Here is a 20256-nt window from a genome sequence, read left to right on the forward strand (position 1 = left end):
TCGGACCCGGAAATCCCGCATTTTTTGGCTGCCCTGGCAGCCGTTCAATGCGAAAATTCCGGGTCGTATGCATCCAAGCTTCAATTCCCATGAGAAATGACCTGACGCGTGCCTTTCAGCGGGCACACCGACCCATCGCGCCCGAGCGCCTGCGCCGGCTGCGCCAGATCAATCTGCAACTGGCCGCCCTGGATCAGCCGGGCTGGCTAGGTGACGAGGACCACTGGCTGGAGATCGCCGACGATCTGCTGCGCAACTACCGCCAGCACCGGCGCCTGCTCCAGGACTACCGCTGCCCCGCCGACCAGCGCATCCAGGACTTCGTCAACGGCTACCTGCTGCGCAACGGCAACGACGATCATGTGGCCCTGCCCGCCGTGAGCTTCGTGCTGGACGGCCCCGGCCTGGCGGCGGAACTCTCCCTGCCCGTGGAGGACGACCGTTTCGAATCCCCCTGGATCACATCCTACCGGGTGAAGCAGGGCGTGCTGCACAACCCCCAGAAGGACCGCCGCACCACGGAGGGCGTGTTCCACGTGGTGGATGGCGGCCTGCCCGTCGCCTGGGACAAGAAGGTCGTCCCCGTGGCCACCTTCGCCGCCCTGTTCAAGGCGGCCATGAACCCGCCGGAAGCCCTCACCCGCCTGCCCTTCACCAGCGGCCAGGAACGGGAAGCCCACATGTGGGTGTCCCTGCTGCTGCGCCCCCTGGTGTCTCCTGCCGTGCCCGGCGTCATGCCGGAGAAGCGCATGGAAACCCGCTTCTTCGCCCCCGGTGGCCTGGTATCCAACCTGGACTTCGTGGAACGCATCTTCGGCAACGGCGGCGACCCCTACCTGCCCCAGAACGACGCGGGCCTGGATGTGGACCACTGGTCCGGCCACACGGGCTGCGTGATCCTGGCCCCCCACCTCATCGAGCTCACCAAGAAGGCGGTGGGCCTGCCCCACTGGGACCAGGCCACGGAACGCCAGCGCCGGGACGGCATGTGCTGGCAGGACGAGAACGAGAAATACAACGACGGCTCCGCCTTCAAGGTGGTATGCCGGGACTTGAACGGCGTCATCGTCACCCTCATTGCCGACAACTACTTCGGCTATTCAAAGAAGGAGATCAAGTCCCAGATCTCCTACGCCACCAACCTGTTCGGCGGCTGCGAGGAGGAACACTCCGGCGGCGCCCTGGCCTTCCCCCGCTTCAACCTGGGTGACAGCTACATCCTGGATTCCAAGTACCTGGCGGATGGCCACACCTATGCCGAGCTGCAGACCAGCTATGCCGACCTCATCGATTTCCGCCCCGAGGGTTATGGCGTGGACCGGAACTGGCGCCAGGTCATCTTCCTGCCGGAGGATGCCCGCCTGGACCTGCTGGAACAGCGTGCCACCTGGCAGACCAATGGCGAAGCCCAAAGCCTCAAGCTGCTGGCTGGGTACACCTACTTCTATCCCTGCGGCCTCAAGGTGCACCTGCAGAAGCACCCCCACGCCCCTTCCTGGCGCCTGGTGGGCACCGAGGCGGAAGGCACCTTCTGCTACAAGCCCTGCACCGTGTCCGGTGGCGGCAAGTCGGAAATCTCCAAATCCCTGGTGAGCGCCCTGCTGTCCGGTCCCTACTACGTGCAGAACCTGAAAGAGGATCTGGACCAGGTGGAAGTCATCTTCCAGCGGGATTTCTCCACCCGCTACAAGTCCGGCGACACCTCCGATCAGCGGGGCTTGCTGGACATGAGCCGCACCCTGGGCTCCGTCATCCGCCTGCTGACGCCATCCGAGGAATACTCCCAGGAGTACAACGCCTGGCTGACCACCATTCCCCAACACATCCGCGCCCTGGTGTTCGTCATCAAGCGCTTCTACCGTGAGGAATGGGGCCAGGAAGGGGAAAACGCCTGGCGCGAGCACTTCCACGTTGACCTGGTGAATAACCACCCCGCCCATGAACTTAAGTATCACCGCCGGGAGCTGGTGGCCAGCTTCATGCGCCTGGGCCGCCTGGAGGACAACACCTGGCGAGTGTACAAGCTGCGCCAGGATTTCGTGCGTGCCGGCAAGATCCAGCTGGCGGACGACATTGCCGTGTCCACCACCCTGCCTGCGCGCCACATGGCCCACCCCCGGCCCAACAGCCTCAACGCACCGGCGGTGAAGATCGTGGCCAACTGCGAAGCCCGCCTGTTCCAGCGCCCGGACGACGCCAAGCTGCGGGGCGTGGACGCCCAGACGGAACGGGACCTCACCGAAGCGGACAACTTCATCTCCAACTTCGAGCCCCTCACCCGCCAGGACGCCAGCGAGCTCACCGAGGACGTAGTGAATTTCCACCACTACACCCCGGAGATGCAGCGCTTCATCCGGGAGGCGGCCCAGGAGGACGGCTACTTCGTCTCTTCCGCCCACGCCCGCCTGGTGAACGGCAAGCCCAGCCCCAACGTGCGTTACCTGCAGAAGCGTCCGGACCTGCTGGCACCCCGGGAAAGCCACGTGGCCCAGATGGGCGCCCGCCTGGCCCGGCGCATGCCCGCCGACGCCCCGGTGCACTGGCCCGTGGACGCCATGCTGCCCGGCCGCCGCAACAATCCGGCCAGACCCGGCATCCGCCCCCTGGCCGTTTACGGCCCCCTGCACTACCAGGACCTGCCCGAACTGTTCATGGACTTCATCGCCAGCCTGTCTGGCAAATCCCCTTCCACCACCGGCGCGGGTTCCGAGGGAGCCCTCACCAAGGGCCCCTTCAACGCCCTCACCTATACGGCGGACCTGAACAACGCCCTGGTGTCCTTCATGCTCTGCGGCCACGACGGCTTCTCCAGCGCCGCAGGCTTCATCGGCGCCAACAGGCGCGTGGACCACGACGTCAGCTTCCTGGTGCCGGAGATCTGGTGCCGCCTGTCACCCAAGGAGCGCAGCGCCCAGTGGCTCATCGACAAGGGCTACCTGGAAAAGGTGCGGGACTTCGACCACAACGGCCTGCACGTGCCGGCCAGCCGCCTGGGCTACCGCATCACCGCCCGCTTCCTTCACGCCTACCTGGGCAAGCTGTTCGACGACCCGGTGGGCATCTTCGACGAGGCCATGCTGCGACCGGAGACCCAGAACCTGGACGACTTCGCCGACGGCGTGTTGCACATCGCCGAAATGCACCAGAAGGTGGCCCAGGGGTACCTGGCCGATGGCTCCGTGGAAGACGCCTGCCCCCCTCTCAAGGCCCTGCTGCACATCATGGCCGAAGGCCAATACGAGGGTAAGGACCTGGCCCACCCGGACATTCGCGCCCTGTTCACCAGGGAGTACCTGCTGGCCAGCGAATGGTACCAGGAGCGCCTCGTCATCAAGCAGCAGCGGGACCTGGAAATGGCCCGTCACCAGGTGGCCTACCTGGACAGTTTCCTCAATTCCACCACCTGTTGCGAACCCGACCTGCGGGTGCACTGCGAGGCCCGTCTCCTGCGGGCCAAGGCCCGCCTGTCGGAAGTGGAATCTGCCGCCTACCTGGAGGGACTGCGGGGCGGACTGGGTGCGGACTGGGTGCATCGAACGGCTTGAAGTCCCTGGCACTGCCCAGTCTTTCGGCGCCCACTCCAGGACCAGGAAACCCAGCATGACCGAACTCATTCGCCTGTCCAAGCTCATGTCCGAGCGGGGTATCTGCTCCCGCCGGGAGGCGGACGCCTTCATCGAGCAAGGCCTGGTGTTCGTGGACGGCCAGCGCATTTCCGAGCTGGGCACCCGGGTGGACCCCAACTGCAAGATCCATCTGGCCCAGCAGGCCCAGAAACAGCAGCAGCAACGGGTGACGATCCTGCTGCACAAGCCCGTGGGCTTCGTCTCCGGCCAGCCGGAGCCCGGCTATCAGCCCGCCGTCACACTGATCCGCCCGGAGAGCCAGTGGCAGGAAGGTGGGGGCCCCCGCTTCTCCCCCGCCATGCTCAAGGGACTGGCCCCCGCCGGACGACTGGACATCGACTCCACCGGGCTGCTGGTGCTCACCCAGGACGGCCGCGTGGCCAAGCAGCTCATCGGCGACGACTCCCAGGTGGACAAGGAATACCTGGTACGGGTGGAAGGGCTACTTTCGGAGCGGGGCCTGGCCCTGCTCAACCACGGCCTGGAGCTGGACGGTCGCCAGTTACGCCCCGCCAAGGTCAGCTGGCAGAACGAAGACCAGCTCAAGTTCATCCTGAGGGAGGGCCGCAAGCGCCAGATTCGCCGCATGTGCGAGCTGGTGGGCCTGAAGGTGGTGGGCCTTAAGCGGGTCCGCATCGGCCAGGTGAGCCTGGGCCACCTGCCTTTGGGCCAATGGCGGCCTTTGCAGCCGGGAGAACGCTTCTAACGCCTGTCATCATGAATGGGGGCCAAGTTGCTACCATTTATCCATGCAGACCCTTCGTATCCTGATCCCTGCCTTCCTGTCTCTCGGCATGGTTCTGCCTGCCCTGGCCTGGGAAGCAAAACCCCTGTCCGAGATCGCCGTCTACCCCACCCGCAGCGCCCAGGCCCAGGTGGTGAGCCTCAACGAGAGCCAGGTGGCGGCGGAGATATCCGCGCCCATCCTGCGCCTGCCGCCTGAACCGGGCCAGATCCTTTCAAAGGGCGCGGTACTGGCAGAACTGGATTGCCGCGACTACATGCTGGCCACCGAAAGCGCCCAGGCCTCCCTGGCAGCCGCCGAGGCCCAGGTCCGCCTGGCGGAGCAACAGCACCGGCGGGCGTCACAACTGGCCCGGGAAAAGTTCATCTCCGGGGAACTGCTGGACACCCGCGCCACGGAACTGGACGCGGCCCGGGCCAGCGTGGCCGTGAACCGGGCCGTTTTGAAGACGTCGAAGCGCCAGGAGGACAAGTGCGTGGTGCGGGCCCCCTTCCCTGCCGTGGTGGTTGAACGCCTGGCCCAGGTGGGCGAGATGGCCGTGCCAGGCACGCCCCTGGTGAGGTTGCTGGACCGCTCCCGCATACAGGTCAGGGCGGAAGTCCAGGAAGGTGATGTGGCGGGACTGTTCCAGGCCCGCCACATCACCTTCGTGTCTCCCTCGGGCAACCATCCCCTCCGGCTGTTGCGCATCTCCCCGGCCCAGGCCCGCGCCACGCGGCTGTCAGAGGCCCGGCTGGCGTTCCAGTCCCGGTCGGCGGCCCCTGGTACCAGCGGCCAGGTCCGCTGGACCTCACCCCAGCCCTACCTGCCCGCGAACGTGGTGGTACGCCGTGACGGCCGCCTGGGGGTCTTCGTGGCGGATGGCAACACGATCCGCTTCGTAGCCCTGCCCGAGGCCCAGGAAGGCAGGCCTGCTCCGGCCGGCGGCCTGGGCAAGGCTGCCGCCATCGTTGTGAACGGTGCGGGCGAACTCCGCTGAGAAAGCCCCGGCCGCCTTGACGATGCGCTTCTACGAAGCCCTCATCCGCAACCATCCCCTGGCCAACATCGCCTTCGTGGTAGTGCTCACCATGGGGGTGCTGGCCTACCGGGCCATGCCCCGGGAGCAGGACCCGGAGATCAATTTCAACTGGCTGGCGGTAACGGCGATCCTGCCCGGTGCAGGGGCTGCGGACGTGGAGAAGAAGGTCACCCAGCCCCTGGAGGACGCCATCGCCCGCATAGGCGACATCCGCTTCATCTCCAGCACCAGCCGGGAAGGGGTATCCACCATCCTGGTGCGTTTCCGGGACATATCGCCCCGGGTGTTCGACAAGCGGGTGACGGACCTGCGCCGGGAAGTCCAGGCCGCCACGGACCGGGACCTGCCGCCGGAAGTGGACGACCCCCTGGTGCAGGAGATCACCACCAACAACGGCTTCCCTTCAGCAATGCTGTTGGTGGAAGGCCCTGCCTACGACGAAACCCTGCGGGACACTGCCCGCCGGGTCAAGGTGGATCTGGAACGCATGGCCGGGGTGGATACCGTGTTCGCCACCGGCCTGGCGGACCCGGAACTACGCGTCACCCTGCGGCCCGAGGCCCTGGCAGCCCGGGGCCTGGATGCTACCCGGGTAGCGGACGCCGTGGCCGGCTGGTTCCAGGACACGCCGGCGGGCCGGGTACGGGTGGGTGACACGGAATGGCTGCTGCGGGTGTTCGGCCAGGAGGTCTCGCCGCCCCACCTGGCCAGGCTCACGGTGCCCTCACCCAAGGGCGAGAGCCTGCCCCTGGAGGACCTGGCGGAGCTTTCCCGGGCCCGGGCCAGGCCCACCACCCTGGTCACCACCGACAGCCACCCCGGCGTGCTGCTGGCCATCAACAAGAAATCCCAGGTCAACACCCTGGAACTGGTGGAACGGATCATCGCCTACCGGGCCGACCAGAACAAGGTCCTGAAAGGCACCGGCCTGGTACTGTCCCTCCTGGACGACCAGACGGTTCCTACCCGCCAGGCCATCGGTGTCATGCAGAACAATGCCCTGCTGGGCCTGGCCCTGGTGTTCCTGGTGTCCTGGCTGTTTCTGGGCACCCGCATGGCCGCCCTCATCAGCCTGGGGGTGCCCTTCTCCCTGGCAGGCACGTTCTGGATGCTCTCCAGCTTCGGCTTCACCCTGAACATGACCGTCCTGCTGGGCATCATCATCGTATTGGGCATGCTGGTGGACGACGCGGTGGTAATCCTGGAGGACATCTATTACCGCATGAACCGGGGTACCGAGGCCCTGGCGGCCGCTACCCGGGCCGTCAGCAGCGTGGGCCTGCCAGTACTCAGTTCGGTCATGACCACCATGGCCGCCTTCCTGCCCCTGATCCTGCTGCCTGGCATCGTCGGCAAGTTCATGATGGTGGTGCCCCTGGTGGTGACCATCGCCCTGGCCATCAGCCTGGTGGAGGCCTTCTGGATGCTGCCCGCCCACGTGGCGGTGCTGAAGCCCGACTTCTCCCGTCCTTCCCGCCTGGCGGCCTGGCGCGCCCACTTCAACCTCGGCCTGCGGATCAAGTACGCCCGCCTGCTGCTGCTCTCCCTGCGCCATGCCTGGGCCACCTCCATCGCCCTGCTGCTGGCCCTGGCCCTGGCCATCTACGCCGTGGCCGGGGGCTGGGTAAAGCAGCAGTTTTTCGCCATGGACCCCATCCGCATCTTCTACGTGAACCTGGACATGCCGCCGGACACGGCCCTGGACGTGACCCTGGCCCGCACCCAGGTGCTGGAGCAGGCCGTGGCCAACCGCCTGGACGGAAAGGAAGTGCGGGCCACCGCCAGTTATGCGGGCCTCAAGTTCACGGAGACGGAGCCCTTCTACGGCGACGCCTACGGCCAGGTGGTGGTATCCCTGCTGCCCCGGGAGGGGGCCATGCGGACCACGGACGCGGTGATCGCGGGCATCCGCCGGGACATCGAGGCCCTGCCACTGGGGGGCCAAATCAGCTTCACCATGCTGTCCGGCGGCCCGCCGTCCCAGAAGCCGGTGAAGGTACGACTGCGGGGCGACGACTACCCGGCCCTGCGGCGGGCCGCGGATGATCTGCGGGGCATCGTGGCCAGAGTACCCGGCAGCCGGGACGTGACCGACGACGACCTGCCGGGGCGCCGTGAGTTCGTGCTGCGGGTGGACCCGGACGCGGTACGGGCCACGGGCATGGACCCGTCGCGGGTAGCCCGCCTGGCCCGCCTCCACACCGACGGCGAGATCGTGGCCGTGGCCAGGGACGCGGGGGAGAGAGTGGAAGTCCGGGTGCTGGGCCCCCAGCGCAGCTTCGGCGACGTGGCCCAGGCCCTGGACGCCCCCGTGGCCCTGGCCACTGGCGCCACCACGACCCTGGGCAGCCTGGTCACCGCCGAGGCCCGCATCGCCAAGGGGGTCATCAAGCGCTACGACCTGCGCCGGGCCATCACCGTGGAAGCGGACCTGGACAAGGCCATCACCGACACCCTGGCCGCCAACGACTTCATCAGAACGGAGTGGTCCCGCATTGCACCCCGCCACCCCGGCGTGAACATCGACTTTTCCGGCGAACTGGATGACATCCAGGAAAGCCTGGACGCCATGCCGGGCCTGTTCCTGCTGGGTGTTGGACTCATCTACGTGATCCTGGCGGCCCTGTTCCGCAGCTACTGGCAACCCTTGATGATCCTGGCCACAGTGCCCATGGCCTTCACCGGCGTGGTCTTCGGCCTGTTGGTGTCGGCCAACCCCCTCTCCCTTTATGGCCTTTACGGCATCGTCGCCCTCACGGGTATCGCCGTTAACGCCGCCATCGTTCTCATCGACGCCGCCAACGACCGCTTGGGATCGGGCATGGGCGTGCTCCATGCCGCCGTATATGCCGCCCGCCGCCGGGTGGTGCCCATCCTAATCACCACCACCACAACCATCGGCGGACTCATGTCCCTGGCTGTGGGCCTGGGGGGCAAGTCTCTCATCTGGGGGCCCGTGGCCTCCGCCATCGTCTGGGGCCTGGCGGTGTCCACGCTCCTGACCCTGTTCGTCATTCCCCTGCTGTACTGGCTGTTCATGGGACGGCGGGGACGTGGCGTCTTCACCAGGTGGGGTCGCCATGCAGGCAACATCGCCCCGTGAACTTCTGATCGGCGCCTTTCATGCCGCCTTGGCGGCAGTGAAGGCAGAGGCCCTCCTGCCGGCACACCTGCCTCCGCCCCCTGAAGGAAAACTCATCGTCGTGGCTGGGGGCAAGGCCGCCGCCGACATGGCCGCCTGCGTGGAACGCCACTATCCCCCTGATGTCTCCATGGCAGGCATCGCCATCACCCGCCACGGCCACGGCAAGCCAACCCGGCGCATCCGGGTGGTGGAGGCCGGCCACCCCCTGCCTGACCGTGATGGCCTGGCCGCGGCCGAGACGGCTCTGGATCTGGTACGGGACGCGAGGCCGGAGGACCGGGTACTGGCCCTCATCTCCGGCGGCGGCTCCAGCCTGCTGACCCTGCCGGTAGAGGAACTCACCCTGGCTGACATTCAGGCCACGATGCGGGGCTTGTTGCTTTCGGGCGCCCCCATCGCCCACATCAACTGCGTACGCAAGCACCTGTCACGTACTTTGGGTGGGCGCATGGCCCAGGCCTGCATCGCGTCTGTAACCGCCCTGCTACTCTCCGACGTGGCGGGAGACGACCCGGGCGTCATCGCCTCCGGGCCCTTCGCGGCAGACGCCACCACCTTCGCCGATGCCCTGGCCGTCCTGGAACAATGGCATGTCGTCGTGCCAACCCCAGTCCTGGCCTACCTGGAACTCGGCAACTCCGGCGCCGTACAGGACACCCCCAAGGCCGGGCATGCCTGCTTTGCTAGGATTGACTCCCGCGTCATAGGCAATGGGGGCACCGCCCTGACAGGGGCAGCAGGCTATCTGCGAGCCCGGGGCCTGGATCCGGTGGTGCTGGGAGACCACTTCTCAGGCGAGGCCCGGAACTTGGCGCGGGAGTTCGCAGTACTGGCCAGAGCACAGACCCGCCAGCAGACCGGCACGCCTCCCCGGGTACTGCTGTCAGGTGGCGAGGCCCAGGTGACCGTGCACGGCCGGGGCCGGGGCGGGCGCAACGCCGAGTTCATGCTGGCCCTGGCCCTGGAATTGAACGGCATGGCAGGAGTCCACGCTCTCGCGGCTGACACGGACGGGATTGACGGCACGGAGGATAACGCCGGCGTTCTGCTGGCCCCGGACACCCTGGCCAGGGCCGAAGCCCTGGGGATGAACGGCCGGGCCTGCCTGGATGACAACGACGGCTACGGTTTCTTCGCCGCCCTGGGTGACCTCTTGGTAACCGGGCCCACCCTCACTAATGCAAATGACTTTCGGGCGATCCTGCTAGCCTGACCTGGTCCCCCACTTTCAGGCCCAGCAGGGCGGCCGCGCTGACCCGGTTGGCAGCGATCTCCACCAAACCAACGCTGTTGACATACCAAAAGGCCTCGCCCTTAGCGGCCTCCGAAAAGGTGCAGCGCCAGCCCAGCGACTTTCCCTTGACCTCCACGCTGCAGTCCGTTTCTGCCAGCCCGCCCCGGATGCCGGTCCAGGCGTTGCCGTAATGGTCGATGTAGAGGACGCGTGGCAGGTCGGCGGCATCAAACTGAACGTCCAGACTGGCTGGGACGAGTCTTGCCTCTGGGAAACGGTCTGATGCAATGTCCGCAGCGATGGGCGCGAACAAATCCCGTCCATGAAAGGTGGCACTCAGTCCCTCGGGCCGCCAGTTGATCCGCCAGACCCGGGCATCATCGGCCCTGATGGCGACGACGGAAAGGAGGCCGTTGTCCGGGCCGACGTACCAACGGCCATCCGCCTCCAGCAGTACCGCTTCCCTGGGACCGCCCACCCCCGGATCCACCACGCACAGGAATACGGCCCCGGGAGGAAAGCCCGCAACGAGGGCGGCCAGCAGGTGGGCGCCGGCATGGGCGTTGAAGTCCGGCACCCCATGGAGCAGGTCGATGACGGGAACATGGGGCGCGGCCTGGGCGAGTCGAGCCTTGATCTGGCCCACATAAGGGTCCTGCCAACCGTAATCAGTAAACAGTATGAGCATGGCGAAATACCAATAAAAAAGCCGGCTGTTGCCGGCTTTTTATCACACCTGGTCTGGTTGCTTATTCAGCGGTGGGGGCTTCCTCGGCGGAAGGTGCGCGGTCCACCAGTTCGACGAAGGCCATGGGGGCATTGTCGCCCTGGCGGAAGCCGAACTTGAGGATGCGCAAATAGCCGCCGGGACGGCTCATGAAGCGGGGGCCCAGGTCGTCGAACAGCTTCACCACCATGTCCCGGTCACGCAGGCGGGAGAAGGCCAGACGCCGGTTGGCCAGGGTGGGTTTCTTGCCCAGGGTGATGAGGGGCTCCACCACCTTGCGCAGTTCCTTGGCCTTGGGCAGCGTGGTCTTTATGGCCTCGTGCTTCAGCAGGGCATTGGACAGGTTGCGCAACAAGGCAGCACGATGGCTGCTGGTGCGGTTGAGTTTGCGGTTCGAGAGACGATGACGCATTTTTTATTACCTTTATATCGGGGCCAGATGGGGATCAGGCCTTGTCCAGGCCCATGGGAGGCCAGTTTTCCAGCTTCATGCCAAGGGTCAATCCACGGGCAGCGAGCACATCCTTGATCTCGTTCAGGGACTTGCGGCCCAGGTTGGGAGTTTTCAGCAATTCGGTTTCCGTACGCTGGATCAGATCGCCAATGTAGTAGATGTTCTCGGCCTTGAGGCAATTGGCGGAACGTACCGTGAGTTCCAATTCGTCCACGGGACGAAGCAGGATGGGATCCACCTGGGGCGCGGACACGCCACCACGCATGGCGACGGGCTGATCACCTGTAGTGGCCACGCCACGCAGGTCCGCGAAGGAGGACAACTGCTCGATGAGTACCCTGGCAGCGGTTCTCACGGCCTCGGCGGGTTCGATCACGCCGTTGGTCTCGATGTCAAGGATCAGCTTGTCCATGTCGGTGCGCTGTTCCACGCGGGCACTCTCGACACTGAAACTCACCTTCTTCACAGGGCTATACAGGGCATCGACCATGATCACACCCACGGGTCGGCTCTCGTCCGTCTGAACACGGGTGTTGGCGGGTACGTAGCCACGGCCGCTCTCCACCTTGATTTCCATCTCCAGTTTGCCGCCCTTGGTCAGGTTGGCGATCACATGATCGGGATTCAGGATTTCCACGTCATGCCCAGCCAGTATGTCAGCCGCAGTGACAGGACCTTCTCCGGCCTTGTTCACGGTGATCAGCGCATCGTCGCGGCTGTTCAGTTTCACAGCCAGGCCCTTCAGGTTAAGGAGAATGTCCACCACGTCTTCCTGCACTCCCTCCATGGCGGAGTACTCATGCACCACGCCGGAAATGCGCACTTCCGTGGGGGCATACCCTTTCATGGAGGAAAGCAGGATGCGGCGCAGGGCATTGCCGAGCGTATGGCCGTAGCCACGCTCGAAAGGCTCCAGGGTGATCCGGGCCTGACGGGGGGAAATGCTGTTGACCTCAACAATGCGGGGTTTCAGCAGTTCGCCGGTGTTAGACATAGTTTGCTTCCTTCAGTGAGGCGGGCAATTACTTGGAATACAGTTCGATGACCAAGTGCTCGTTGATGGTGGAGGGCAGCTCGGTCCGCTGGGGCAGGGCCTTGAAGGTACCCTTCAGGGCCTTGGCATCCACTTCCACCCACTCGGGGAAGCCGCGGCCTTCGGCGGCCTCTGCGGCTGCCTTCACGCGCAGATGGGTCTTGGCCTGGGCGGCCACTTCAACCACATCACCGGGTTTCACCTGGTAGGACGGAATGTTCACGCGCCGGCCATTCACCAGTATGCCGTTGTGGCGAACCACCTGCCGGGCCTCGTTGCGGGAAGCGCTGAAGCCCATGCGGTAGGCCACGCTGTCAAGACGGGACTCCAGTATCTGCAGCAGGTTTTCGCCGGTCACACCCTTGCGACGGTCGGCCTCGAAGTAGGTCAGGCGGAATTGGCGCTCCAGCACGCCGTAGATGCGGCGGATCTTCTGCTTCTCGCGCAGCTGGGTGCCGTAGTCGGACAGCCGGGTCTGCTTGGCGCCGTGCTGGCCGGGGGCCTGGTTACGCCGCTCGATGGCGCACTTGTCGCTCATGCATTTCTCGCCCTTCAGGAAGAGCTTTTCACCTTCGCGGCGGCACTGGCGGCATTTGGGGTCTAGGTTGCGGGCCACGTTTGCTCTCCTTAGATACGACGCTTCTTGGGCGGACGGCAGCCGTTATGGGGCACGGGCGTCACGTCAGAAATGCTGGTGATTTTGTAGCCCAGCGCATTCAGGGCACGCACGGTGGAATCACGGCCTGGTCCAGGTCCCTTGATACGCACTTCCAGGTTCTTCACGCCGTATTCCAGTGCCATCTTGCCGGCATTTTCAGCGGCCACCTGGGCAGCGAAGGGAGTGCTCTTGCGAGAACCCTTGAAGCCTGCGCCACCTGCGGTAGCCCAGGCCAGGGCGTTGCCCTGACGGTCGGTGATGGTCACGATGGTGTTGTTGAAGGAGGCGTGGATGTGAGCTACGCCATCAGCCACATTCTTCTTAACCTTCTTGCGCACGCGCGCGGCGGTTGCCTTAGCCATGTCCTAGTCCTGTTACTTCTTGATTTGCTGCTGCTTGCGGGGGCCCTTGCGGGTACGTGCGTTTGTGCGGGTACGCTGACCCCGTACGGGCAGGCCACGACGATGGCGGGTGCCACGGTAGCAACCAATGTCCATCAAGCGCTTGATGTTCATGGTGGTTTCGCGGCGGAGGTCGCCCTCCACCGTGAACTTGCCTACTCCGTCGCGCAGTTTATCCACGTCGGAGTCGGACAGATCCTTCACCTTGACGGTCGGGCTTACGCCGGCCTCTTGGCAGATGACGCGCGCACGGGCGCGACCAATGCCGTAGACCGCGGTCAACGCGATCTCGACATGCTTATGGTTCGGGATGTTTACCCCAGCAATCCGGGCCATGAACTAACCCCCAGCAATCGAAAACTGTAAATTATATTGATACCACTCGCCATCTGGCAAGCAGAATCAGCCTTGACGTTGTTTGTGACGTGCTTCGGAGCAGATCACGCGCACTACACCATTGCGGCGCACGATCTTGCACTTGCGGCAAATCTTCTTTACAGAGGCTTGAACACGCATGTTCGGCTCCTTTATCTAAAAATCATTTGGCGCGGTAGACGATGCGCGCGCGGGACAAATCGTACGGCGTAAGTTCGACGGTGACCTTGTCTCCGGGCAGGATGCGTATGTAATGCATGCGCATCTTGCCGGAAATGTGTCCCAGCACTACATGGCCGTTTTCCAACTTCACGCGAAACGTGGCGTTGGGAAGGTTTTCCACCACTTCACCCTGCATCTGGATGACATCGTCTTTTGCCATGTCCAGCCTCAACGGGTGATGAAATTCCCACCCTTGAAGTTGGCCTTCTTGAGCAGGGACTCATACTGATGGGTCATGATGTATGCCTGTACCTGGGCCATGAAATCCATGGCCACAACCACGATGATCAACAATGAGGTGCCGCCGAAGTAGAAGGGCACATTCCAGTTGACGATCAGGAATTCAGGTATCAGGCAAACAAAGGTGATATAGGCCGCTCCCACCAGCGTCAACCGGGTAAGCACCTTGTCAATGTAACGCGCGGTTTGCTCGCCCGGACGGTAACCGGGCACGAACGCACCGCTCTTCTTCAGGTTGTCAGCGGTCTCACGTGGATTAAAGACCAGGGCCGTGTAGAAGAAGCAGAAAAAGATGATGGCCAGGGCATACAGCATCACATATACGGGCTGACCAGGAGACAGCGCGGCAGCGATGTCCTTCAGCCAGTTCATGGACTGGTTGCTACCGAACCAGCCGGCCATGGTGGCGGGAAACAGGATGATGGAGCTGGCAAAGATGGGCGGAATGACGCCTGCCATGTTAAGTTTCAGTGGCAGGTGGGAACTCTGACCACCGTATACCTTGTTGCCTACCTGGCGCTTGGCGTAATTGACCAGAATCTTGCGCTGCCCCCGTTCCACGAACACCACTAGGGCAGTGATGAGAATGACGCCAATGAAAAGCAGCAGCACCAGGGGTATGGAGAAGGCGCCGGTGCGGGTCAACTCTAGCGTGCCGCCGATGGCGCTGGGAAGTCCCGCGGCGATACCGGCAAAGATGATGATGGATATGCCGTTGCCCAGGCCACGCTCCGTGATCTGCTCACCCAGCCACATCAGGAACATGGTGCCCGCAACAAGGGTGATGACGGTGGTGATGCGGAACATGAACCCTGGGTCAAGCACCAGACCTGCCTGGCTCTCCAGGGCAATGGAAATGCCAATGGCCTGGAATGCAGCCAAGATCACCGTGCCATAGCGCGTGTACTGGGTGATCTTGCGACGACCTGCTTCACCCTCCTTCTTCAGCGCCTCCAACTGGGGTGACACTACCGTCATCAACTGCATGATGATGGAAGCAGAGATGTAGGGCATGATGCCCAGGGCAAACACGGAGAAGCGCGACAGTGCACCGCCCGAGAACATGTTGAACATGCCCAGGATGCCGCCCTGCTGGCTCTTGAAGAGATCTTCAAGGACCACGGGATCAATGCCCGGCACAGGAATAAATGAACCGATCCGGAACACCACAAGGGCGCCCAGAAGGAACCAAAGGCGACGCTTGAGGTCGCCCATTTTCCCGGACATCTGAAGCAGGTTGGCCGTGCCGGACAAGCTCTTCTCCTAAGCGTCAGGCAGCAGCTTCGATGCTGCCGCCAGCAGCCTCGATGGCGGCCTTGGCACCCTTGGTGACACCCAGGCCAGACACCTTGATCGCCTTGTCGATGGAACCGGACAGGATGATCTTGGCGGAACGGGCCAATTGGGGTACCACGCCCGCCTGCTTAAGCACCAGCAGATCGACGTTGTCCACAGGCAATGCAGCCAGGTCGGAAAGGCGTACCTCGACCTTGAAGTCGCGATCGAGGGAAACGAAGCCACGCTTAGGAAGACGGCGGGCCATAGGCATCTGGCCACCTTCAAAGCCTACCTTGTGGAAACCGCCGGCACGGGACTTCTGACCCTTATGACCACGGCCACCAGTCTTGCCAAGGCCGGAACCAATACCACGGCCAGGACGCTTGGAGGAATGGGTTGCGCCCTCAGCGGGCTTGATGGAATTCAGTTTCATCACACCACCTCGGCCTTAACCAGATAGTTGACCTTGTTGATCATGCCGCGCACGGCGGGGGAGTCATCCAGGACTCGGGTTTGGTGCATGCGTTTCAGCCCAAGACCACGCACGCAGGCGCGGTGGCTTTCCAGGGTACCGATTACACTTTTCACCAGGGTCACCTTGACCTTGCCTTTTGCATCGCTCATGGCTTACTCCAGGATTTCCGCCACGGTCTTGCCGCGCTTGGCAGCAACTTCGGCGGGAGTCATCATTTGCGACAGGCCGTTCAGGGTGGCACGCACGACGTTGTAGGGGTTGGTGGAACCCAGGCACTTGGCCAGCACGTTATGAACACCCATCACCTCGAAGATGGCACGCATGGCACCTCCGGCGATGATGCCGGTACCTTCGGAGGCAGGCTGAATCAGCACCACGGAAGAACCATGCTTGCCCACCACGGAGTGGTGGAACGTGCCGTTCTTCAGAGGCACCTTGATCATCTTGCGCCGGGCTTCCTCCATGGCCTTGGTGACGGCCACGGGCACTTCTCGGGACTTGCCCTTGCCCATGCCGATGCCGCCATCGTTGTCGCCCACCACGGTCAAAGCCGCGAAGCCCAGGATGCGACCGCCCTTCACCACCTTGGTGACGCGGTTCACGGAGATCATTTTCTCCTTCAGGCCGTCGCCCTTGTCTTCCTGCTGCTGTTCAGGTCTCGCCATGATAATCCTCGCTTAGAACTGCAGACCGGCTTCACGCGCCGCGTCAGCCAGTGCCTTCACACGGCCATGGAAAGCAAAGCCGGAACGGTCGAAGGAGACCTGTTCCACGCCAGCCTGCTTCGCCTTCTCGGCGATGCGCTGGCCCACCAGCTTCGCGGCTTCCACGTTGCCGCCATTCTTGATTTGGTCCCGCAGGCCCTTTTCCATGCTGGAGGCGGAGGCAACGACCTTGCCGCCCGTTGCATCGATGATCTGGGCATAGATGTGGGAATTGCTGCGATGCACGCTGAGCCGAATCGCACCAAGCTCCGCAATCTTTGCGCGGGTTTTGCGCGCTCTGCGGATACGCCGGATTTTCTTGTCCATTGCCATCGCTCCAGGTTATTTCTTCTTGGTCTCTTTCAGGACCACGACTTCATTCGCATATCGGACGCCCTTACCCTTGTAGGGCTCGGGTTTGCGGTACGCACGCACGTCGGCGGCCACTTGACCCACCAGCTGCTTGTCAACGCCCTTGATTAGAATCTCGGTCTGGGTGGGGGTCTCCACCTTGACGCCTTCCGGCATGACATGCTCAACAGGATGGGAGAAACCCAGGGAGAGGTTCAGCTTGTTACCCTGGGCCTGGGCACGGTAACCCACGCCCACCAGGTTCAGCTTCTTCTCGAAACCCTTGGAAACGCCCTGGACCATGTTGGCCAGCAACGCACGGGCAGTGCCAGACATGGCATGAGCCTCCCGGGATGCGTCCTTGGCGCTGATCGTGAGCTTGCCATCGGCATGTTCGACGTTGATATTGGAGGTCAAGACCTGGGTAAGGCTGCCCATGGGGCCTTTGACGGAAATCTTGCCGACGGCCACGCTGACTTCAACGCCAGCAGGCACGGGAATGGGGTTCTTAGCAACGCGGGACATGTCTCAACCTCACGCGACCACACACAGGACTTCGCCGCCAACGCCCAGGTTACGGGCCTTGCGATCGGTCATCACGCCCTGGGACGTGGATACAATGGCGACACCCAGCCCGTTCATTACACGGGGCAGGTCATCGCGACCTTTATAGATACGCAGACCAGGCCTGGACACGCGCTCGATCTTTTCGATAACGGGACGTCCGGCGTAGTACTTCAGCGCCACTTCCATCTCAGGCAGACCGGAGTTTTCACGCACCATAAAACCCTCGATGTAGCCCTCGTCCTTCAGCACCTGGGCGATAGCCGTCTTCAATTTGGAAGAAGGCATGCGTACGCTGTTTTTTTCAGTCATCTGCCCGTTGCGGATCCGGGTCAGCATATCGGCGATGGGATCACTCATGCTCATATCTGTTCTCCCTTACCAGCTGGCTTTGACAACGCCCGGAATCTCGCCACGCATGGCGATCTCGCGGATCTTGTTGCGGCACAGGCCGAATTTGCGGAACACACCACGGGGACGACCCGTGAGTTGGCAGCGGTTGCGCAGACGGCTTTCGCTGGCGTTGCGAGGGAGGGACTGCAGTTTCTGCAGCGCCTCCATGCGCTCTTCCTCGCTACGGTTCACGTCCTTGAAGACAGCCTTCAGTTCGGCACGCTTGGCGGCGTACTTCTTCACCGTCTTGCGACGCTTCTCTTCACGGTTGATCAATGCGAGCTTGGCCATTGCAACCTCAATTCTTAAAAGGAAACTTGAAAGCCGCCAGAAGGGCCTTGGCCTCTTCGTCGGTCTTGGCGGTCGTGGTCACGGTGATGTTCATCCCGCGCAGGGCATCGATCTTCTCGTACTCGATTTCCGGGAAGATGATCTGTTCCTTGACGCCCATGTTGTAGTTGCCACGACCATCGAAGCCTTTGCCCCCCACACCGCGGAAGTCTCGGATACGGGGGATGGCCACGCTGACCAGGCGATCAAGGAATTCATACATGCGCTCGCGACGCAGGGTCACCATGCAGCCCACGGGGTAGTTGTCGCGGATCTTGAAACCGGCGATGGACTTGCGGGACTTGGTCACCACAGGCTTCTGACCGGCAATCTTTGTCATGTCACCCACGGCGTGTTCCATTACTTTTTTGTCACCTACAGCCTCGCCCACGCCCATGTTCAGGGTGATCTTGGAGATGCGAGGCACCTCCATGGGAGACTTGTAGCCGAACTGGTCAGTCAATTGCTTGACCACCGTATCCTTGTAAAAATCATACATGCGCGCCATGGCTAGCCCCTTACGCGTCCACAACTTCGCCGTTGGACTTGAAGAAGCGCACCTTGCGCCCGTCCTCCAGCGTTCTGATTCCCACACGATCCCCCTTGCCCGCAGCCGCATTGAACAGGGCCACGTTGGAGATATCGATAGGCATGTCCTTGTCCTGGAAACCACCCTGGGTGCCACGCATGGGGTTGGGTTTCACGGCCTTGCGCACGCGATTGACACCTTCCACCACTAGGTTGTCTTCCAAGATGCGCAACACGGTGCCGCGCTTGCCCTTGTCCTTGCCGGTCAGCACAATCACCTCATCGCCCTTGCGGATTTTTCGCATGATCTGCTCCTTACAGCACTTCCGGCGCCAGCGACACGATCTTCATGAACTTCTCCGTGCGCAGTTCGCGGGTAACAGGGCCAAAGATACGAGTACCGATGGGCTCAAGCTTGTTGTTGAGCAGCACGGCCGCGTTCTTGTCGAATTTGATCAGGGAACCATCGGGGCGGCGCACTCCCTTGGCGGTACGCACCACCACAGCGTTGTACACATCGCCCTTCTTGACGCGACCCCGGGGGGCAGCATCCTTGATACTGACTTTGATGATGTCGCCCACGCCGGCATAGCGACGCTTGGAACCACCCAACACCTTGATGCACATAACGCTGCGCGCGCCGGTGTTGTCGGCAACATCCAACATGGATTGCATCTGGATCATGTTTTCTCTCCAACTTGCCCACTCTGCGTGAGCAGTTTTGGATCCCGTTCGGGTTTAACACCACCACCTGGGTGGCCGGAAAAGTCACACGTGGCTAAAACCCCGTGCAACGAAAAGACAGCGACTATACACCGCGGCCTTCTACTACACAAGCTTTTTTAGACCAAGCGGGCCTTTTCAACCAGCTTGGATACCTTCCAGGCCTTGCTCTTGGAGATGGGACGGCATTCCTCGATCACGACAATGTCGCCGGAGTGGAATTCGTTGTTCTCATCGTGGGCATGGTACTTCTTGGACAGACGGATGATCTTTCCGTAGATGGGGTGCTTGACCTTGCGCTCCACCAGGACGGTGACCGTCTTGTTCATCTTGTCGCTCACTACAGTGCCGGTCAGGGCACGAATTACTTTTGCGCTTTGCTGTTCAGTCATGATGGCACTCGTCAGTTACTGGCCTGATTGGCCTTGACCTGCTGCATGACGGTCTGCACGCGAGCGATGTCGCGGCGCACCTTGCGCAGTTCGTGGGTCTTGTTGGTCTGTTGGGTGGACAGCTGCATGCGCAGGCTGAACTGGGCGCGCAACAGGGCCTTGAGCTCATCCTTGAGCTCGGCCACGCCCTTGGTACGAAGTTCACTGGCTTTCATTTCAGGCCCCAAAGTGACGGGTCACAAACGTGGTGGGTATGGGCAACTTGGCTGCGGCCAGGCGGAACGCCTCGCGTGCAGTAACCTCATCCACGCCCTCCATCTCGTACAGCACCTTGCCGGGCTGAATCTCGGCAACCCAGTACTCCGGGTTGCCCTTGCCGTTACCCATACGCACTTCGGCGGGCTTCTGGGAGATGGGCTTGTCCGGGAAGATGCGGATCCAGATACGTCCACCCCGTTTGATGTGACGGGTCATGGCACGACGGGCGGCTTCGATCTGGCGGGCGGTGATGCGGCCACGGCCGATGGCCTTGAGGCCGAACTCGCCGAAGCTCACCTTGGCGCCGCGCGTTGCCAGGCCGGTGTTACGGCCCTTCTGTTCCTTGCGGTATTTTCTGCGTGAAGGTTGCAGCATGACT

At 62.9% G+C, this 20256-nt stretch carries 27 protein-coding genes; 5 read left to right on the forward strand and 22 right to left on the reverse strand.

Translation table 11 applies throughout. From position 1 onward, the window contains the following. Positions 1-101: 101 nt before the first annotated feature. The 5 genes from H6935_07190 to H6935_07210 are packed head-to-tail and all read left to right on the forward strand — an operon-like array spanning position 102 to position 9750. On the forward strand, positions 102-3545 hold the full coding sequence (locus H6935_07190; protein ID MCP5278132.1) for a hypothetical protein: 3444 nt from the start codon (positions 102-104) through the stop codon (positions 3543-3545). Positions 3546-3600: 55 nt separating this feature from the next. Beyond that, on the forward strand, positions 3601-4332 hold the full coding sequence (locus tag H6935_07195) for an rRNA pseudouridine synthase (protein MCP5278133.1): 732 nt from the start codon (positions 3601-3603) through the stop codon (positions 4330-4332). Positions 4333-4375: 43 nt separating this feature from the next. Then, positions 4376-5350, forward strand: coding sequence for an efflux RND transporter periplasmic adaptor subunit (locus H6935_07200; GenBank protein MCP5278134.1), 975 nt, complete (start codon positions 4376-4378; stop codon positions 5348-5350). Between the two features lie 22 nt (positions 5351-5372). Continuing rightward, a complete protein-coding gene (locus tag H6935_07205; GenBank protein MCP5278135.1) occupies positions 5373-8495 on the forward strand; it encodes an efflux RND transporter permease subunit in 3123 nt (1040 codons plus the stop codon). Beyond that, the gene (locus tag H6935_07210) at positions 8473-9750 is read left to right on the forward strand and encodes a glycerate kinase (GenBank protein ID MCP5278136.1); all 1278 of its coding nucleotides are present in this window, start codon (positions 8473-8475) and stop codon (positions 9748-9750) included. The genes H6935_07205 and H6935_07210 overlap by 23 nt, the downstream gene beginning before the upstream one ends. Here H6935_07210 and H6935_07215 read toward each other — a convergent pair. The 22 genes from H6935_07215 to rplP all read right to left on the reverse strand — a co-directional run bounded on the left by H6935_07215 (position 9713) and on the right by rplP (position 20252). Further along, positions 9713-10459 carry an SAM-dependent chlorinase/fluorinase gene (locus H6935_07215; protein MCP5278137.1) on the reverse strand — a complete coding sequence of 249 codons (747 nt, stop codon included), beginning with the start codon at positions 10457-10459 and terminating at the stop codon, positions 9713-9715. The genes H6935_07210 and H6935_07215 overlap by 38 nt on opposite strands. 61 nt (positions 10460-10520) lie before the next feature. Further along, positions 10521-10910 (reverse strand): 50S ribosomal protein L17, encoded by a 390-nt coding sequence (gene rplQ / locus H6935_07220; GenBank protein MCP5278138.1) that lies wholly within the window; start codon positions 10908-10910, stop codon positions 10521-10523. A 34-nt stretch (positions 10911-10944) separates the two neighbouring features. Then, positions 10945-11946: a DNA-directed RNA polymerase subunit alpha gene (rpoA, locus tag H6935_07225; protein MCP5278139.1), complete on the reverse strand. Its 1002-nt coding sequence runs from the start codon at positions 11944-11946 to the stop codon at positions 10945-10947. 28 nt (positions 11947-11974) lie between these two features. After that, positions 11975-12601 carry a 30S ribosomal protein S4 gene (gene rpsD / locus H6935_07230; GenBank protein ID MCP5278140.1) on the reverse strand — a complete coding sequence of 209 codons (627 nt, stop codon included), beginning with the start codon at positions 12599-12601 and terminating at the stop codon, positions 11975-11977. Positions 12602-12612: 11 nt separating this feature from the next. Then, positions 12613-13005 (reverse strand): 30S ribosomal protein S11, encoded by a 393-nt coding sequence (gene rpsK, locus H6935_07235; GenBank protein MCP5278141.1) that lies wholly within the window; start codon positions 13003-13005, stop codon positions 12613-12615. A 12-nt stretch (positions 13006-13017) separates the two neighbouring features. Further along, positions 13018-13380: a 30S ribosomal protein S13 gene (gene rpsM / locus H6935_07240; GenBank protein MCP5278142.1), complete on the reverse strand. Its 363-nt coding sequence runs from the start codon at positions 13378-13380 to the stop codon at positions 13018-13020. 66 nt (positions 13381-13446) lie between these two features. Continuing rightward, on the reverse strand, positions 13447-13560 hold the full coding sequence (gene rpmJ, locus H6935_07245; GenBank protein MCP5278143.1) for a 50S ribosomal protein L36: 114 nt from the start codon (positions 13558-13560) through the stop codon (positions 13447-13449). A gap of 22 nt (positions 13561-13582) precedes the next feature. Next, positions 13583-13801, reverse strand: a complete 219-nt coding sequence (infA, locus tag H6935_07250; protein ID MCP5278144.1) for a translation initiation factor IF-1 — start codon at positions 13799-13801, stop codon at positions 13583-13585. An 8-nt stretch (positions 13802-13809) separates the two neighbouring features. After that, positions 13810-15108, reverse strand: coding sequence for a preprotein translocase subunit SecY (gene secY, locus H6935_07255; protein ID MCP5278145.1), 1299 nt, complete (start codon positions 15106-15108; stop codon positions 13810-13812). A 43-nt stretch (positions 15109-15151) separates the two neighbouring features. Further along, the gene (rplO, locus tag H6935_07260; GenBank protein MCP5278146.1) at positions 15152-15592 is read right to left on the reverse strand and encodes a 50S ribosomal protein L15; all 441 of its coding nucleotides are present in this window, start codon (positions 15590-15592) and stop codon (positions 15152-15154) included. After that, on the reverse strand, positions 15592-15783 hold the full coding sequence (rpmD, locus tag H6935_07265; GenBank protein ID MCP5278147.1) for a 50S ribosomal protein L30: 192 nt from the start codon (positions 15781-15783) through the stop codon (positions 15592-15594). Before rpmD ends, rplO begins: the two co-directional genes overlap by 1 nt. Before the next feature lie 3 nt (positions 15784-15786). Next, a complete protein-coding gene (gene rpsE / locus H6935_07270) occupies positions 15787-16299 on the reverse strand; it encodes a 30S ribosomal protein S5 (protein ID MCP5278148.1) in 513 nt (170 codons plus the stop codon). A 12-nt stretch (positions 16300-16311) separates the two neighbouring features. Then, the gene (gene rplR / locus H6935_07275; GenBank protein ID MCP5278149.1) at positions 16312-16665 is read right to left on the reverse strand and encodes a 50S ribosomal protein L18; all 354 of its coding nucleotides are present in this window, start codon (positions 16663-16665) and stop codon (positions 16312-16314) included. Between the two features lie 15 nt (positions 16666-16680). After that, a complete protein-coding gene (rplF, locus tag H6935_07280) occupies positions 16681-17214 on the reverse strand; it encodes a 50S ribosomal protein L6 (protein ID MCP5278150.1) in 534 nt (177 codons plus the stop codon). Between the two features lie 9 nt (positions 17215-17223). Next, entirely contained in the window at positions 17224-17619 is a 396-nt protein-coding gene (rpsH, locus tag H6935_07285) for a 30S ribosomal protein S8 (GenBank protein ID MCP5278151.1), read from the reverse strand. Between the two features lie 12 nt (positions 17620-17631). Then, complete coding sequence (rpsN, locus tag H6935_07290; GenBank protein MCP5278152.1) at positions 17632-17937, reverse strand: 30S ribosomal protein S14; 306 nt, start codon at positions 17935-17937, stop codon at positions 17632-17634. 7 nt (positions 17938-17944) lie between these two features. Beyond that, positions 17945-18484 (reverse strand): 50S ribosomal protein L5, encoded by a 540-nt coding sequence (gene rplE, locus H6935_07295; protein ID MCP5278153.1) that lies wholly within the window; start codon positions 18482-18484, stop codon positions 17945-17947. 10 nt (positions 18485-18494) lie between these two features. After that, the gene (gene rplX, locus H6935_07300) at positions 18495-18809 is read right to left on the reverse strand and encodes a 50S ribosomal protein L24 (GenBank protein MCP5278154.1); all 315 of its coding nucleotides are present in this window, start codon (positions 18807-18809) and stop codon (positions 18495-18497) included. Positions 18810-18819: 10 nt separating this feature from the next. Continuing rightward, entirely contained in the window at positions 18820-19188 is a 369-nt protein-coding gene (rplN, locus tag H6935_07305; GenBank protein MCP5278155.1) for a 50S ribosomal protein L14, read from the reverse strand. Between the two features lie 158 nt (positions 19189-19346). Next, positions 19347-19619 (reverse strand): 30S ribosomal protein S17, encoded by a 273-nt coding sequence (rpsQ, locus tag H6935_07310; protein MCP5278156.1) that lies wholly within the window; start codon positions 19617-19619, stop codon positions 19347-19349. Positions 19620-19630: 11 nt separating this feature from the next. Next, the gene (gene rpmC, locus H6935_07315) at positions 19631-19834 is read right to left on the reverse strand and encodes a 50S ribosomal protein L29 (protein MCP5278157.1); all 204 of its coding nucleotides are present in this window, start codon (positions 19832-19834) and stop codon (positions 19631-19633) included. Between the two features lies 1 nt (position 19835). Beyond that, positions 19836-20252 carry a 50S ribosomal protein L16 gene (gene rplP / locus H6935_07320; GenBank protein MCP5278158.1) on the reverse strand — a complete coding sequence of 139 codons (417 nt, stop codon included), beginning with the start codon at positions 20250-20252 and terminating at the stop codon, positions 19836-19838. Positions 20253-20256 lie beyond the last annotated feature (4 nt).

The organism is Thiobacillus sp. (assembly GCA_024235835.1).
Lineage (GTDB): Bacteria > Pseudomonadota > Gammaproteobacteria > Burkholderiales > Thiobacillaceae > PFJX01.